Genomic DNA, 16,859 nt, shown 5'->3' with positions numbered 1-16,859 from the left:
CGCTTTTTCTACCTAGGCATTGATTTGCCTCTGTTCTTGTTTATCTGTGTTCTTGTTTACTTAAGCCGTGAGCTTAGGACATAAGAACATTAGAACGCTTTTTCTATCAAGTTTAAGGATCCAACCTCGAGCGAATCATTTCTGCAAAGTGTTAGCAAGGATGAGAGATACTCATTTGCGATCAGATTCGCCACTTCTTCATTGATTTCGGTGGAATCAAAGAAAAGGTTAAACGACATTGCATGCCCTAACGTGACCGACATAATGACTTGATGGTTTGTGCCACTTACCGTGCCTAATTGTTCTGAGAGTAAGTTTTTCGTGTGTGTTTGCTGGGCCTTGTGTTCCGTTTGGTTGTTAAAAACGAACAGTGTTCCCCAGTTTGTGATGGGTACCCATTCATCGTCGTATTCATTTAAATCTAGGTATCCATATTCCAACCGATCTGTGCTGGTCTCTGCTATATGATACAGTGCCTGTGATACCTCACCGCTGACATTAATGCGTAATGGAGGGGTAGCAGAGAAGACACCAACCATACGTTCAATATCAGGGATGGAAGAAGGCCTCTTTGTGAGAGTCGTATTAAATACAATGTCTTTTTTCCCGGTGATTTTGCTTAAGGTATGTGCCCACCCAAGCTGACATATTTGGTTGGTGGTCACGCTATGTTCCCGAGCTCTTGCGATGATCTGTCGGCTCTCCATATCGGTGAGTTGCATGTTGACATTTTGCATGCGAATTGGTTTGTCACACAGCGAGTCGGCGGATCGAGGTAGGCGCAGATTTTTGGGGGCGCCTTTAAGGTAGTTTCGCCAAAATGCGCGTGCTTTACTGTCATTTTGATAGTCGTAAATGTAGTGAACAAACGGTTCGAAACTTAGTGGTGAAATATCGGGTTCACGCCCTAACAATAACGATTCATAGTCTCTCATTATTTCGGCTAGGAATGACTGCATAGACCATTGGTCGAACAGCACTTGGTGGTAGGTAAAGATCATGCCGTGCTCGTTATTGCCAAAATCACCCAACCACAAGCGCATCAATGGTGAGGACACCTCACGGATTTCTCGTCTTCTTTCAATCACGAGATGCTGCATCATTTCCGCATTTTTGTCTTGTTCAGCAACGCCAGTGCAGTCTTCATACCTGATTGGCATCTTGCTGCTTTCTGGCACGATGACCAAAGGCTTGCCCTTTTCGAAGGCGTCACAAAATACTGCCCGTAAGATGTCGTGACGTTTTAACGCAATATCCCAAGCTTGTTGAAAGGCACTTATGTTTAACGTGCCAGAGAGTTTGAAATACTCTTGACCAATTTGGACATCGCGATTGACTCTATTGGAGTAAAGGCGTTCTCGTTGTACGTGGGTGGCTGGGTAAATAGCACTGAGAGAGCCAAGTTTACTTTCGATGGTTTCAATATGTTGCTGATTTAACGTCACGTGTTGTAAGTCTGATGGCGTTAACGTGTTTCTTGTTTCTTTATCAGTACAGTGGGCTACGATGGCCCTCACCTCATTGGCAAAACTTGAAATCAACGACGTTAGGTTGATTTGCAAGCTGGTGACTTCAAATTGTATGTGCAGTTTGCCTTCTAAAATCCAGCACACCACCTCGATTTCTCTTTGTGGTTTGTTTTTCTCTCCGACTATATAACCTAAGTTACACAGTTCCATATTCCATTTATTTGGATCGTCAGTTAAGGAGTTGTATTGACCTAAATATTTGAAGCTGACGGAAGCATTCAGTCTGCTTTGTAAACGGCGACGAATGCCACCATCAGGGTGTTGGTAAGCAAGGTGAAGATAGTTTGAACCCTCAGCAGGAACGCTGCGGAAACTTTCCTTCACGTTTTTAATTTGTTGGCTAAGGTGGGTTTTGGTGGAAGGCAGTTTGAGCGGGAAAATGCTCGTAAACCAGCCAATCGTATCTTCTACTTTTACATTGCTAGCGAGTTCTTGCCTACCGTACCCTCTCATCAGTACTTCTGTATTTCCGCCTCTTTCAATCAGTATATTGGTCAATGCCGTTAGCAGCAGTTCACGAGGGATCGTGCGATAAGGTGTGTTCGCCTCAGATAACAACTGAGCCGTGACTTGTTCATCGACCGTAATGGTTTCAAGGCGAGACTGAATATTCGGGCTGCACTTGGGGGTAAAACTGTTACTTTTGAGCCAATACGCCGTTTCATTTTGACAAATTCGCTCTAACTGAGCATTTAAGCTTTGCGTATAGATTTGTGCGCCGGAGTAGTTGGGCAATTTCGTATCACAGCCCCCATCGTACAGTGCTTGAAGATCGCGAGCGATGATGCGCCAAGAGGCGGAATCAACAATTAAGTGATGGGCACACAAATACAGATAGACGGTGCTTTCATTTCTAATACGATAGAGCACAGCTTTAAACATGACGCCGACGCCCGATTCGAGATCGAAGGTTTCATTGAGGTGTGCCAAGTAGATATCGAGTTCTTCGTAATTGGCGAATGATTCTTCCGCGAACGAAAATAGGTCTTCATGTGTATCGATAAGTTCCTGTTTGCCCGTTTCGAGCGTATTGTGGAATCGAGCTCGGAAGATGTCATGATGCTCAGTCAATCGTGTGATGGCGTGTTCCACACGAGCTCTGGAAACATCAGCTGGCAGTGAAAGTGTGACCGCATGATTATAGTGGTTTGGCTGCATGAAGTTCTGTTCAAAAAACCATTGCTGCGTGGGTAAAAGATCAATGACGCCGACGGTGTCTCCTCTAATGATTTGAGTAAGCGCTTCGTGTTTAATGTGTTTGGACATTTCTGAAAAAACAGTGTGTTTCATTATATCGATGGTGTCGAGTTTCATGCCGATAGACTCCATTTCAACGGATAGTGTTATAGCAGAGATTGAATCCCCACCCCTGCTTACAAAGTCATCCTTAATGGATAAAGAGGTAAGTTGTAAGACAGAGCAAGCTTTTGACAAAAGTTGCCTCTGTATACTGCTAAGGTGACGCAAATCATCATCAAATTCGGTAGTAGGTATAGGCAAAGCTTTACTGTCTACTTTGCCATTGGGAGTCAATGGTAAAGTATCGAGTTGCACCAAATAGGCTGGCTGCATATACGAAGGGAGTACGTTTTCAAGAAGCGTCTTAATTGACGTTGCTGTAACTGGAGAGTGGGCAATGTAATAGCCGACTAATACTTTCCTGTTTTCTTGTGGGAGTAACTTGACTACCGCAGAAGCAATGCCCTCTATGCCCTCAATCGCTGCTTGAATATCATTCAGGTTAAAGCGGTGTTCTTTGTATTTGATTTCATCATCTTTTCTGCCGCTGAAGTAAAGGTTGCCATCCTGCCCCCAGTATGCGTTATCGCCTGTTTTATAGACTCTAACGCCCTGCAAATTCAGCTCCGGAATATCCGTGATAATGAAGCGGGAAGTGGTGAGCTGAGGTTGACCTAAATATCCATCTGCAAGCCCACTGCCGCCTATGAGGATCTCTCCCGTTACCCCTTTGGGGACCAACCTTCCTTGTTTATCAACCAGATAAACGCAAGTATTGTTACTGACTTTTCCAATGGGAATGCGCTTTTGAACCACATGGTGAGGTTTGCAGGTTAATGTGGTTGCGTAGACCGATGTTTCCGCGGGTCCATACAGATTGATGATATTAGGAATGTTGGTGTCTAAAGCCTTGGACACGGCATTCACCGAGACAGCATCTCCACCAAATACGAGTGTATTGATGCCGTGAAATAGGTCATCTGGGTAAGATTGGATATACCGCTCCATCAACCCAGTTGTGAGAAAAAGATGATCAACCTGATGGGTTTTGATGACCGATTTTAATTTGTCAGGGTAGTGGGTTGTCCGTCTTTCCGATACGACCAACGTTTTCCCGTTAGTGAGTGCCGTCCAAATTTGTAACGTGGCGGCGTCAAAAGCTTCATTGGTTGAGAGAAGAATTCGTTCACCGTTGGGTATGGCGGTTGAATGGACGATACTGCTTAGTATGGCAGCGTGTGAAAGTGCGATACCTGTTGGTGCATCCATTCCGCCTGATGTAAAAATGAATTGACTAAGAGTGCTTGTGGGGAAGGATTCTGGAACCGGCAAGTTTATTGCTGTGAGATCCCTTTCCATTGGCGAAACCCACGTTTGAGTTTTGTTATGTTGATCAAGGTACGCGCTGTTTTCCCCAAGAATTGTCATTGGGCAAAGTTGCTCGATGATTGCCCGTTTGCGTTCGTCCGATTCTTCCCTATCGAGGCATGTATAAGGTAACCCTAAATATTGTGTTGCCACGATGGCAATCACCGTTTCAGACAAACTGTCTAAATCGATGGCGACGGGTTTCCCCCAATGGCTGAACTGTCGAAACTGGTTAAAGTATTGAACGTATGCAGCAATGCCTCGATGAAGTTGTTGGTAGGTGTAGCTGTGCTGGGAAACATCGTCAATCAGCGCAATTTTGTCAGGTGTTTCTGCTATCCATTGGTGTACGTGCTCTGCCAGTGAGGCTGTAGAAACAGAGTGTCCGGTCTTGTCTTGTTGTTTAAAAAATTGATGCTCTTGTTCCAGCAAAATGGCCACACAGCCTAAGGATTTGTCTGGAGAAACCATGACCTGACGGAGGACATGTTCAAATCGCTGCAAAAAGTTTTCAAAAATCCCACTTTCAAACTGAGCTTTTACATAGTCGAATCGAAAGCTGAAGCTAGAGTTGTTGGAATCGCAAAAGAGCAATTGAATACTGGTGTTCAGTTCCATTAACTCGTCGTTAAAGGTGAGCATCACTCCGTCGGCAAGCTCAAACTGTTCATTGATACCCATGGTTGAACCAAAGGCAACGTTAGTGGGTTCGTCTACTTCTGTTTCAGAAGTCTCATTCAGCTTATTGATCAAATCTCGATAGGGGAGCGCAGTAAAGGATTGAACCGCCTGATTGAAAGAGCGAACGTCATCAAAATACGCTTGAAGGGATTGGCTTTCATTGAGTTCATAAACATCGAGACGAGTATTAACAAAACAGCCGAGGGTTTGTCTCGACTCCTTGCCTCTCATATCCATCGGTGAAGTCACACCAATGAGGTTTTGATCCGCTAATCGTCCCACCAGTAAGGCGTATACGGCCTTGAAGAACAGGTGTGGTGTTAAGGCGTTTTCCCGACAAAAGGATTTGATTTCGTTGCTAAACCCAGACGACAAAGAAAGAATGCTGGTTTGAGTGAGTCTACTGGTCGTTCTTGATAAAGCAGGGAAATTAGCTGAAAGCGGACGAGAAAGGACTTTTTGCTCCCAAATCTTGCAGGCATCGTCCTTTTTGTCTTCGGCTAGATGAAGGTACTGGCACGGGCAGCTAGGATCCATTTCAACATCGCAATCCATACAGTTGGCTTTGGTATGCCTTTGATATTCATTTTTAATGATGTCGAGAAATAGGGTAAAACCTGTACCATCTAAAGCTATTTGATGGCACATGGTGATCACTTTAAATGACTTATCGTCTAACTTTAATACGCCCGCTTTATACAGCCGCCCCTGACTGGGGTCGATTTTGTTAAAATAGTAATGGTCTAATACTGTTTGGTATTCGGTTTTGGGATCCGGCTTATTTGTAAAATCATAAAACTCGACGCTAACGGGAGAAGACGTATGCGTTTTATAGAGCTTGTTATTGTCGAGTTCGTATTGGCAATGGAAATTTTCAGCTTGGAACGCTGTACGTATCGATTCAATCAGAGCGTGCTGATCAACCTCTCCACGCAGATCAAACGTCACAAACGAGTTTGATAACATATGGCTGGGTTCATTCAGTGATTCAATAAATACATTCAGCTCATATGGCGAGGCAATTGATTTCATGCATAACTCCCCTTAAGTGACAAATTGAAGAACTTAATGAGAAATTTCGCGACGCCATCGTTTGCGTTGCTTTGCGTAAATAAAGGGTTAGGGAGGCGACGAGGCAGATCCGACATGGCATTTTGCATAACAATGCCAAGCGCAGCGGTTTTCAATATGGATTCATCGCTCATTCCATCGCCAAACGCTATTGTCTCTTTTTCTAAGTCGATACCCTTTAACGATAAGTGCCGCGCTGCGGCAGTCGCCTTAGTGACGTATTTGGGGCTGATTTCAATACTGTGTTCGTTTGAAAGGGTGATTTCACATTCATCTTCGAAAAGACTTCTTAATTTGCTCTCAACTTTTTTGGTGTCATGAGAAGTCGATACAAGGAGTTTATTTGCTCTTAAAGAAAGCAGATGGCTTGGTTGATGAAGAAAATAGGGGAATTGAAATTTGGAAGAATAAGCACGGACGTTGTGATTGACTTCACTGATGTGCCAACCATCCACATCAAATACACTAACATGCGCATTTGGACCGGAAAAAAATCTTAAGAGTCGGTGATAAGTCGAATGGGGAAAGGTAATATTTTGTACGTATGCTAGCTCATTAGTTTGTGTTTCTAATGCGCCATTGCAGCCTAATATCGTTGGTGAAAAATCAAGTGGCTTTAGCTGCTTGAAGGCATTTCTTGGGTGCCTCCCCGTAGTTAATATAACTTCAATACCACTGACGTAAAGCCTCGTTAAAATACAGCTAGTGTAATCTGTAATTTCCCCCGTTGGGTCTAGCAAAGTGCCATCAAGATCTGTAACTATCGCTTTTATTGTGTTGCCGTTAACGATCATAATAATAAACCTGTAGATATAGTTATCCTTCGCATGTTGCAAACAGCACATCGCGGTGGTGGTCATTGACCTTATAATTTCGTCATCCCAATTAGGGGTAAATTAGTACGTGGCTTGCTACTTAATTTTTGAACCCTATAAGTAATATTTCGAGCTCAAGAGTAAATAATATTTTGAGCTAATAAATAAATACTTTTAATTATATGATTTAATAGGATTTTTATGCACCTTATTTCTTAGCGCTTATTGTTTGGAGGAATAGTAAGCATAATTATTGGTGAAAAAAATCCCTAAACAGTACTCTGTTTAACTTGGCGCAATAATGGGAAAAATGAACATGAAATTCTTATAAGTGAGTAATTTAGATTATTATCAATAAAGAGAATGCAATTTCATGGTTACAATAAAATTATGATTATGCTCTTATAAGGTAATAATTAATTAATCCACATCTTGAAAGAATTTCAGTATTTAGCTCGACTTATTATTGTCATTATTTCTCTACAAAGAACGTCTTATACAGTCTGTTTTTAAAGTTACTATTCTGCTGCTATCTTTTAACTTATTGATTTGTATAATTATTACCAATCCACTCAATCTGTTCCCACTCAACGAAATAGGATGAATGATTACTTGTTAAGTAGGTATTTCTTATTTCTTTAAAATCTCATCAATAAGTTATGAGTCAATACGCATAATATCTCTTCAACAAAGAAATGTTTGCTGGTTTTTTGAAATTTGGAATAGAGGCACCGAAAGTCATGTGCATGTTTAAGTCAACTGGAGAATCGATGGAAGGCACATCAAAGTTGCTTTAAATGTGTTACAAAAAAAGCGTCAACCAAGTGACGCTTTTAAAATGTGTATTGTCAAAAAATTACGTTTGTATCACGCTTGTGACGTTTCGGCGGAGACGCCTTCTTTTACCGTACGATTATAGACCTTTTCATCTAACTCACCTTCGCTTTTACCGACAAGTGTTGAGACCATCAGATCACCACACACGTTAACGCTTGTGCGCGCCATATCTAGGATACGGTCGATACCAGCAACAATGGCTAAGCCTTCCAAGGGCAGACCAACGGTCGTAAGAACTAGTGAAAGCATAATTAATCCAGCGCCTGGTACGCCTGCTGTACCAATAGACGCCAGAGTTGCGGTTAGGATAATCAGCAAGTAATCGGAGGTTTCCAGCGTGACACCAAAGGCTTGAGCAATAAATAAAGCGCAGACGCCTTGATAGAGTGCTGTGCCGTCCATGTTGATGGTGGCTCCTAAAGGCAATACAAAGCTGGATACGCTCTTTGAAACGCCAAGCTCTTCCTGCGCCGACTTGATCGTGGCTGGTAAAGTGCCGGAACTGCTCGTGGTGGTGAATGCAACCGTCGCGGGGTTGATGATGCCTTTAAGGTACTGAATAGGGCTCAACCGCCCCACAACAGCAATCAAGCCACTGTAGAATACGACAACATGAATCACACAACCGATGTAGACCGCCACGATGACTTTTCCTAATGGCAGCAATACATCTAATCCATATTTGCCCGCTACCCACGCCATGAGACCAAAAATGCCGTAAGGCGCAAGCTTCATGACCAAAGAGGTGAGCTTATACATGCCTTCAGCCAAGCTCTCGAATACTCTGATGGCAGGCTCTCCTTTCTCTCCGATTAAAGTCAGCGCAACGCCAAGTCCAATTGCGAACGTAATGATTTGCAGAATATTTCCGGAAGCGAGTGCATCGACAGGGTTTTTGGGAATAATGTTAAGAAGCGTATGGACTAATGATGGGGAATTCTCTGCCGCCCTTACTGCCTCGGTTGCGGTGATATTGACCCCTGCACCTGGAGTCAGAAGGGTAGCAAGCGCCAACCCGATTGAGATGGCGATTGCGGTCGTCGAGAGATAGATAATCACTGCTTTTCCGCCAATTCGACCCATCTTTTTTGTGTCTTTCATTGAGGTAATACCGACAATCAATGAACAGAATACCAGTGGCACGATGAGCATTTTAATTAAATTAATGAATAGAGTACCAATAGGTTTCAACACTTCAGCCGTTGGCCCCAAAATTGCGCCAACGGCCACTCCAGCCACCATTCCAATGACAATTTGTTTCCATAGGCTGAACCCTGATGAGCCATTGTTAAGCGTTGTCATAGTATTCGACATGTTTATTCCTTGTCCTAAAAAGTCGTTTTATATTGTTATATAGCTTTACTCACAGTGACGAGCTTAAAGAGTGAGCTCAATGGCGTATGAGTGAATTGCAATGCAAATGATACACTGTGATATCTGTACCATAATTTATATTTTACGTATTTATGTATTTAGCGGAAATATGCTGTGAATCTAATAATTTATAAAGATTTATTACATTAGAAATCAGTGAAATAAAAGTAACTGAAATAAATAAGCCGTTTAAGATTATCTCGTTCCTGTTAGAAAAATTTGAACGTATTCTTCAAAGCGAATAGGTATACATAATCAGAAAGGTCAATCAAAATAGTCCCCGTGAACTCAAGGTGTAAGACATGAATGATGTTGATTGGGTCACCAAATTAGTTAGGAGATTCCTATGTTTCACGCTCATGTTTATTTTGGGTTAAACAATATTGCGAAAGCCGATGCTTTACGCAAAAAAATACGAAAGGAACGCCAAGACGCAGTGGCCGTTTTTGAGTTGGTTGAGAAACTCGTTGGTCCTCATAAGATGCCGATGTTTGAGTTTCATTTTAAAGACGATAGCGAAGGGATTATCGATTGGCTTGATAACGCACGCGGGGACATGTCAGTTTTGATTCACCCAGTAAGCAGTGAACCTTTACTGGACCATACCGAGCGAGCCATATGGTTAGGAAGAGAGCTTGGTGTTTTTGAAGAAGCGCTACCGCATTAGAAGCTCGGCGCCTGCCGAGCTGACATTGTGGGTTTGCTGTGATCTACCTTGAACGGCTTTTTGCGATGATGTTTTGCAATTTCAACGCTAACTCGTCGACTTTATCAGGCATGTCAGGTGCCAGGTTTTTGAGCTGGCCTATATCATCATGTAAATCGTACAGCTGTGGTTGCGGTGTATTCCCTTTTTCGTTGCCCGTGTATTGGCAAATAAAGTCATCGTCATGTGGGGGGATATAGGCATATTGTCTATCTCGATACACTTTCTTGTACTGCATTCCCTCAAGCACCATATCGTTGCGACCTTCTTGGTTTTTGCCTGTCAGCGCATCGAGTAAGTTATGGCTGTCTGGGGCTTCTTTTTCCGAAAGCGGTTGCCCTGTCAGAGCGGCGAAGGTGGCGTACAAGTCGACCTGATTAATCAGTGCCTCTGAATTGCCCTTAGCAATGCCCTTTGGCCAGCGGACTATAAACGGGACTCGTGTACCACCTTCAAACAAGCTGTACTTTCCGCCTCGCAGAAGCCCAGCCATTGTGTGGTCACCGTTCAATTCCACCGCATCATCTTTATAGCCATCGTTCAATACCGGCCCGTTATCGCTGGAAAAGATAACCATGGTGTCGTCTTTTAAGTTCAATTCGTCCAATTTATCCAGAACTTGACCGATGCACCAATCCATTTCGACGATGACATCTCCGCGTACGCCATGCGGGGTGGCACCTCGGAATGCGGGGTTAGGAATGCGGGGAACATGAGGTTGGTGTAGGGCATAAAACAAGAAAAAGGGCGCATTTTGGTTTTTTTCTAAAAACGCCATGGCTTTGTTTGCAAACACTTCCCCCATGGTTTCATCATTCCAAGTGGCAGATTGCCCGCCTCGCATGTGCCCAATTCGGCTGACACCATTAATAATTGTGCCATCATGCCCGTGATCGTACATCACGTTCAAAAGTTCAGGGTTATCTCTTCCTGTCGGAATGCCTTCATAGGCTTTATCCCAATCGTACGTCACCTCAATAGGGTCGTTTGGGTCTAAATTGTCGACTTCTCGATTATCGATGTACACACAAGGCACACGGTCGTTTGTGGCGGCCATTATGTAGGATTCATCAAATCCCACATCATTTGGCGTGCCGTCAATCGGCTGGTTAAAGTTCAAATCTCCATTCCCCAAACCCAAATGCCATTTCCCAACGATGCCCGTTTGGTAGCCGGCCTTTTGGAACATTTTTGGCATTGTGTCGTCTAGCTTACCGATGATTTGTGGCGCGTCTCCGGGGAGAACCGCGGCATTTGGGTTGCGCCATGGGTAAGACCCCGTCAGTAAACTGTAGCGAGAAGGTGTACACGTTGCAGCAGTGGCGTAACCTTGATGAAACTTTAAGCCTTCTTCAGCCAACTTATCGAGGTTAGGTGTTGGGATTTCATTTGCGCCGTAGCAACTAATGTCGCCAAATCCTAGATCGTCGGCGTACATAATAATGACGTTTGGGGTGGCTTTCTCAGTCATGATTGTTCCTGCAAGTATTTGGGAGTAAAGATGGGGAGCGTAGACGTTCTGACAATATACCTAGCTCCACACATGGGTCTTGAAATCGTGCTGGCTGACATGCCAACAGTGAAAGCAGCGTTCTTTCCCTTACTCCTGCTGGGGTGAACATAGGGGGAGTCCGTTGATACGGCTCGTCGTCGTTACCAAAAATGGAATGCTTTCTGATTGATCGTCACGGTCAATGGCTAGAGTGATGCTGTATTGTTTGGTTTTTATTCCTCGGCCAATGGGAAAGACTCGGTCACTGCCCCTTCGGGGTGCCCATTTCCGCCGGTATTCTTGTTGCCAAACCCCCATCGCGATTTGGCGAAACTGTTCAGAAAAAACATAAAGAAGATTCGGACAACGCACAACAACCTCGGTATACAAATAAATCAGTGCACAAATATGCAGAGATAATAATTTGAAATGCCGTTTTAAAAATTTACAAAGATCACATTTATCAACAAATCAAAAAGGTGTTTTAAAAAATATATTGTATTGTTTCCACATTGATTATGGGCATGCGCGACCAAGACAGAGAAAAGAATGAATGCCATGAGCACAGCCACGAAGAATTCGAACCCACTTCGAATCAACACCTGCAAACCTAAGGCAGCTCGACCGTTTCATGTGTTGAGTAAGCCCATTGGCCCGCTGTGCAATCTCGACTGCGAGTATTGCTTCTATTTAGATAAAACCGAGTATTACCCGAACCAAAGCCGGTTTGATATGACTTATGCGACGTTAGAATCCCATGTCAAAAACTACATTGAAAGCCAGCCGCTAGGGTGTAAAGAGGTGGTGTTTGGTTGGCAAGGTGGGGAGCCCACCATGCGAGGGATCGGCTTTTTTGAGCGAGCGATAGAGTTACAAAAAAAGCATGCACGCAAAGGGATGGCGATCAGCAATACGCTACAAACAAATGGTGTGCTGATTGATGACAAATGGGCTTCTTTTTTAAAGGAACATGGTTTTTTAGTCGGCATAAGCCTAGATGGGGATGAAGCGCTCCATGATCATTTCCGAAAAACACGCCGTGGAAGAGGCTCGTATCAACAAGTGGTTCGTGGGTTACGCACCCTGCTTAAACACGGCGTGGAGACGAATGTACTCACCGTCATTCAAAGCCACAATGCCGAGCACCCAAAGCGGGTCTACGAACACATCACAGGCCTAGGTGTGCAGTTCATCCAATTTATTCCTGTGGTTGAAGCGGAAAAAGGCAAAGGGGTTTCTCATCGTAGTGTCAGCGCTGAACAATTTGGGCGCTTTATGATTGATGTGTTTGACGTTTGGCGTAAACGCGATTTAGGACGAGTGTTTGTTAGCCACTTCGATAACGCACTTGGAATGGCGTTAGGCATGCCTTCTACTCACTGCGTGCATTCCCCGCAATGTGGTGAAAACGTGGTGATGGAACACAATGGGGATGTGTACAGCTGCGATCACTTCGTCTATCCGGAATTCAAACTTGGGAACCTGAATCGGCGTGATTACCCCGATCTAATTGACACCCCAGTTCAGCAGTCATTTGCAAAAAGGAAGCCCATTGGCACAGCGTTGCATTGCGTAAATTGTTCCCAGCGAGACTTATGTCATGGTGCGTGCCCTGCTCAACGTATTGATGATCTTGGCGAGTTATCCCTCACCGCTAAACATCGATTATGTGAAGGTTACTTCGCGTTCTTTTCTCATATCCGACCGTATTTACGTGCTATGGGAGCGTGCTTAAAACGCGGTTGGAACCCGAGCCACTACGAACGGTTTTTACCGTCGGACAAACACACTAGCTAATGGTGTCTCTATTAAAAAATGTGAACCTATCCAACTATCAGTAATAAAAATGAAACGTAGTTTTGATCTGAATAGCATAAAAATGAAAAAGCGTTTTAAAAAAGATTTTTGATGGGTTTTAATCTGACTTACGAGATGATATACACCGACTGCATGGTGCCGTAAGAGGACGAACATGAGCATTCAGTTAGCACACTGGCTACCGGAAGATTCGACATTTGCTCGCAGAGATAACGCATTGAATGTGGTTAAATTTTTGCTAGGGAAGCAGTCTATTCTGAATGCAAAAAACAGTGAGTTTAGCCCAAAGCAAGATTGTGCGGCACATTATAACGAAGAAGCGACCTCGGTAGAGCATATTGCTCGATTAATGTGGGGGGCGACACCCGCTTACCACGAACTCAAAGAGGAAAACGAGTCGCTGAAACAAGCGCTTCTCGACGGCCTATCTGGAGCCAATGGAAAGCCTTGGTCAAGCCTAATCAGCTACGATCAAAAAATTGTTGAGATGAGCGCGTTTGCTGTGGCGATGGTCGAAGTGCCTGACATTTACTGGCACCCTCTTGCTGATGCAGAGAAGCAAGCGCTCATCGAGTGGATGATGCCAGTTCAAGAACTGGATATTCCACCTAACAATTGGCGATGGTTTCGAGTATTGATTGTGTTTGCGCTAGCGCAAGTGGGCGCTGAAATTCAACACGACAAGCTTAAACACGATTTGGATTTTATTGATAGTCACTATATGGAGCAAGGTTGGTATCGTGATGGCGAAGCCGCCGTCATGGATTATTACAACCCATTTGCTTTTCATTTTTATGGTCTTGTTTATGCTCGTTGGATTCGCGATTCCAATCGAACTGAGAGCGAAAAATACGTCCAAAGAGCGGTCGAGTTCGCGCAGAGTTATCAATATTGGTATGGTGAAAATGGGGCGCAGCTTTGTTATGGGCGTTCGCTAAATTACCGTTTCGCTGGTGCAGGTTTTTGGTCTGAGTTGGCATGGTTTGAACCGGAAGGGATCGCTATGTCTTTACTTAAATCGCATTGGGTTTCCTCGATGCGTTGGTGGGCGGCTCAATCGATATGGGGGCAAGATGGGCAACTTTTATCGGGTTTTGGCTATTCAAATTTATTGGCCAGCGAGTTTTACACCAGCCCTGTTTCTCCCTTACTGGCTTTAAAAGCATTTTCAGCCCTCAGGTTAAGTGAAGAGCATGCCTTTTGGCAGGCCGAGCGCCAATCGTTAGCGCCGACCCTCGCACCAATGTGGGTGTGTGACCAACACCTTCTCTGGCGTGATAGAGGCAGCTATTTGCTGACAAACGCGCCACCAAGTGGTGAATTAAGACATTGCTACGATAAGTATTCAAAATTCGCTTACAGTTCGGATCACGGTTTATGCGTTGAGAGTGAACAATGGATAGAGCAGGGTTTTGCAGGCGATAACATGCTGGCCTTTCAGCACCCAGAAACACAATCATGGCACGCTAGAACCAAGAACGAGAAAGCGTGGCGAGATGGCGAAAAACTCGTGTCAGTCTGGTCGCCTTTTAAAGGCATTCGAGTGGTCACGACTCAGTGGTTGAATGATGCGGGTAATGAAACACGTGAGCATAACATTCAATGCGAATCCGATTTTAGCTACTTAATGACCGGTCATGCTGTCGACGCTTGGACACCTTGGTTCAGCCATTTAGAACGAAAGCCAGCACGAGTCGAATCTGAATGCTTGTTCAGTGAAATTATTCTGGAACATGGGCAAGGTGAGAGCACCGTTTACCCATGTGCGCCAAACACCAATTTGTTGTACGCCCATGCCAGTGTTCCCGCTGTCTTCGGGAAAGTAAGAAAAGGCAGCTCCACCCTCAAAGTGCTTATTTTGGCAGGGCGAACAGCATCCATCCCTGAATCTTGATTTTCAGGGGCGTGCGTCTTCGGGAAAAGGCGACAAATTTGATAAATAGAAAACATCAGGGAGTGACTGATGAAACACATAATTAACTTACCTCAATTCGGCAAAGTGACGGTTGCAGTAGCAGCAGTGGTATCAATGTCGGCTTACGCAGAAACCTACAACGAAGCGCCAGCACTGGCAGAACTGGTTAAGCAAGGCAAGCTCCCCGCCGTGGAAGAGCGCCTGCCTACCGAGCCGTTAGTCGTGACACCATTTGAATCGGTGGGCAAGTACGGCGGGACATTGAACTTGGTTGGTAAAGTCATGGACAATGGGCACCGTATTCGCACTATCGCCTACGATAACCTGTTCAATTTTGATGAAACGTACTCGAAAGTTGTGCCTAACTTAGCGACCGGCTTTACATCAAACAAAGAAAACACCGAATTTACCATTACGCTTCGTAAAGGGGTGAAATGGTCTGATGGGCATCCTTTCTCGGCTGACGACGTTGCGTTCTACATCAATGATGTACTCGGGGATGAAAAACATGCGGGTAACCGCCCATTGATTTTCCCAACGTTTGATTCTGCCAGTGCAGAAGTGATTAATGCTCACACAGTGAAAATTAAGCTTAAGCAACCGAATGGCATGTTCATTCGTTACCTTGCAACGGTGGACAGTGAAAGCTTTACCGCGTACCCCAAACATTATTGTTCCAAGTTTATGCCTGCGTTTAACGACAAAGCTGAAGCCGACGCGAAAGCCGCGGGCTTTGACTCTTGGCGACAATTCTCAAACATAAAATGTAATGCGCATTACTTTATTGAGCATTACAACAATGTAGACCGCCCAGTATTGACGGCATGGAAAGTGCAATCGCCTCCAGGCCCTAACGCGAGCTTTGCTGAGTACGTACGCAACCCGTATTATTGGCAAGTGGATACCGCAGGTAACCAGTTACCTTATCTGGACAGCGTTCGTTGGCGCTACAGTGAAGATTTGGAAGAAATGGTTTTGCGTGCCGCTAATGGTGAAGCGGATTACCAATACCGCCATATCGGTACGCCTACACACCGACCTCTTCTTATCGACAACGAAAAGAAAAGTGGTTACACCTATCAATTCCGTCCGAGTACGTTAAGTTCAGAAATGGTGATTGCACTCAACCAAACAGCGAAAGATCCGGTTAAGCGCGCCTTATTCGCGAACAAAGATTTCCGTGTTGCGCTTTCTCATGCCATCGATCGTGAGGAAATCAGCGAAACGGTTTATTCAGGTGCGGTAGGCCCATACCAAGCCGCCCCTTTGGAAATGTCCCCTTTCTATGATGAAGAGATGGCATTTCAATACACGGAATTCGATCAGAAAAAAGCCAACAGCATTTTAGACTCACTTGGATTAACCCAACGAGACGGAGAAGGCTACCGTTTGATGGAAAATGGAAAACGTCTGCGTATCGAAGCCGTGTCGAAGGTCAGTGATAAAGGGGTGCTTGCAGATTCGTTAGAATTGGTTAAAAACCAGTGGAAAGACGTGGGTGTTTTCTTAGATATCCGCGTGATGGAGGTTAACCATGTGACCAACCTGCGCCTGACAAACGATTACGACATGATCCCCATTATTGGTGATGGTGGTGTGGGCGTGTTGGATGAAGCGCGTCATTACTTGCCATTTAGCCCTGAATCCACATGGGGACTGGGGTACTACAACTGGGCGAAAGGTCGTGATAATGCGGTTGAACCACCAGAGCATGTGAAAAAGCAAGTTGCATTATGGAAACAACTTGAGAAAACATCGTCTCAAGATGGTCAAATCGCTTTGATGCGCCAAATTATGGAGATTGCGAAAGAGAATTTCTATGTGATTGGCACCGTGGAATCTCTGCCTGTTGGCGTTGTTGTGAACAATAAACTGCGCAATGTGCCAGAAAATATGCCCCAGTCTTGGACTTTTCCGACACCAGGACCTATGCGTATGAGCCAACTTTGGAAAGCGGAGTGATTTCGATATCGCATGCAATAGCATGGTGTGTCATAGCATAATGTATTATGGC

At 44.5% G+C, this 16,859-nt stretch carries 9 protein-coding genes; 4 read left to right on the top strand and 5 right to left on the bottom strand.

Translation table 11 applies throughout. The features are described 5' to 3' along the window. Window positions 1-89 precede the first annotated feature (89 nt). The 3 genes from HC752_RS11720 to HC752_RS11710 form a co-directional block, all read right to left on the bottom strand. On the bottom strand, window positions 90-5,849 hold the full coding sequence (locus HC752_RS11720) for a condensation domain-containing protein (protein ID WP_190335305.1): 5,760 nt from the start codon (window positions 5,847-5,849) through the stop codon (window positions 90-92). Then, window positions 5,846-6,682 carry an HAD family hydrolase gene (locus HC752_RS11715; RefSeq protein ID WP_190335304.1) on the bottom strand — a complete coding sequence of 279 codons (837 nt, stop codon included), beginning with the start codon at window positions 6,680-6,682 and terminating at the stop codon, window positions 5,846-5,848. Before HC752_RS11715 ends, HC752_RS11720 begins: the two co-directional genes overlap by 4 nt. Before the next feature lie 888 nt (window positions 6,683-7,570). Continuing rightward, complete coding sequence (locus HC752_RS11710) at window positions 7,571-8,854, bottom strand: dicarboxylate/amino acid:cation symporter (RefSeq protein ID WP_190335303.1); 1,284 nt, start codon at window positions 8,852-8,854, stop codon at window positions 7,571-7,573. A 406-nt stretch (window positions 8,855-9,260) separates the two neighbouring features. Here HC752_RS11710 and HC752_RS11705 point away from each other — a divergent pair, with 406 nt between their 5' ends. After that, window positions 9,261-9,581, top strand: a complete 321-nt coding sequence (locus HC752_RS11705; protein WP_190335302.1) for a DOPA 4,5-dioxygenase family protein — start codon at window positions 9,261-9,263, stop codon at window positions 9,579-9,581. A 43-nt stretch (window positions 9,582-9,624) separates the two neighbouring features. On the opposite strand, the gene HC752_RS11700 is transcribed toward HC752_RS11705, so the two are convergent. Both HC752_RS11700 and HC752_RS11695 read right to left on the bottom strand, forming a co-directional pair. Continuing rightward, window positions 9,625-11,091, bottom strand: a complete 1,467-nt coding sequence (locus tag HC752_RS11700) for a sulfatase family protein (RefSeq protein WP_190335301.1) — start codon at window positions 11,089-11,091, stop codon at window positions 9,625-9,627. Between the two features lie 129 nt (window positions 11,092-11,220). Then, window positions 11,221-11,484 (bottom strand): hypothetical protein, encoded by a 264-nt coding sequence (locus HC752_RS11695; RefSeq protein WP_190335300.1) that lies wholly within the window; start codon window positions 11,482-11,484, stop codon window positions 11,221-11,223. Window positions 11,485-11,670: 186 nt separating this feature from the next. Here HC752_RS11695 and HC752_RS11690 point away from each other — a divergent pair, with 186 nt between their 5' ends. From HC752_RS11690 to HC752_RS11680, 3 genes are all read left to right on the top strand, one after another. Continuing rightward, complete coding sequence (locus HC752_RS11690; protein WP_190335299.1) at window positions 11,671-12,909, top strand: anaerobic sulfatase maturase; 1,239 nt, start codon at window positions 11,671-11,673, stop codon at window positions 12,907-12,909. Window positions 12,910-13,084: 175 nt separating this feature from the next. Next, window positions 13,085-14,824, top strand: a complete 1,740-nt coding sequence (locus HC752_RS11685; protein WP_190335298.1) for a DUF2264 domain-containing protein — start codon at window positions 13,085-13,087, stop codon at window positions 14,822-14,824. A gap of 69 nt (window positions 14,825-14,893) precedes the next feature. Next, window positions 14,894-16,807, top strand: a complete 1,914-nt coding sequence (locus HC752_RS11680) for an ABC transporter substrate-binding protein (protein ID WP_190335297.1) — start codon at window positions 14,894-14,896, stop codon at window positions 16,805-16,807. Window positions 16,808-16,859 lie beyond the last annotated feature (52 nt).

The organism is Vibrio sp. S9_S30, from assembly GCF_014694455.1.
Classification (GTDB): Bacteria; Pseudomonadota; Gammaproteobacteria; order Enterobacterales; family Vibrionaceae; genus Vibrio.
The sequence above is the reverse complement of the archived record's forward strand: the minus strand, read 5'-3'. Positions and strand labels throughout refer to the sequence as shown.

Coding starts and splice junctions, on each gene's coding strand:
- HC752_RS11720 (WP_190335305.1), bottom strand. CDS start 5,849: ATGAAATCAATTGCCTCGCCATATGAGCTGAATGTATTTATTGAATCA.
- HC752_RS11715 (WP_190335304.1), bottom strand. CDS start 6,682: ATGATCGTTAACGGCAACACAATAAAAGCGATAGTTACAGATCTTGAT.
- HC752_RS11710 (WP_190335303.1), bottom strand. CDS start 8,854: ATGTCGAATACTATGACAACGCTTAACAATGGCTCATCAGGGTTCAGC.
- HC752_RS11705 (WP_190335302.1), top strand. CDS start 9,261: ATGTTTCACGCTCATGTTTATTTTGGGTTAAACAATATTGCGAAAGCC.
- HC752_RS11700 (WP_190335301.1), bottom strand. CDS start 11,091: ATGACTGAGAAAGCCACCCCAAACGTCATTATTATGTACGCCGACGAT.
- HC752_RS11690 (WP_190335299.1), top strand. CDS start 11,671: ATGAGCACAGCCACGAAGAATTCGAACCCACTTCGAATCAACACCTGC.
- HC752_RS11685 (WP_190335298.1), top strand. CDS start 13,085: ATGAGCATTCAGTTAGCACACTGGCTACCGGAAGATTCGACATTTGCT.
- HC752_RS11680 (WP_190335297.1), top strand. CDS start 14,894: ATGAAACACATAATTAACTTACCTCAATTCGGCAAAGTGACGGTTGCA.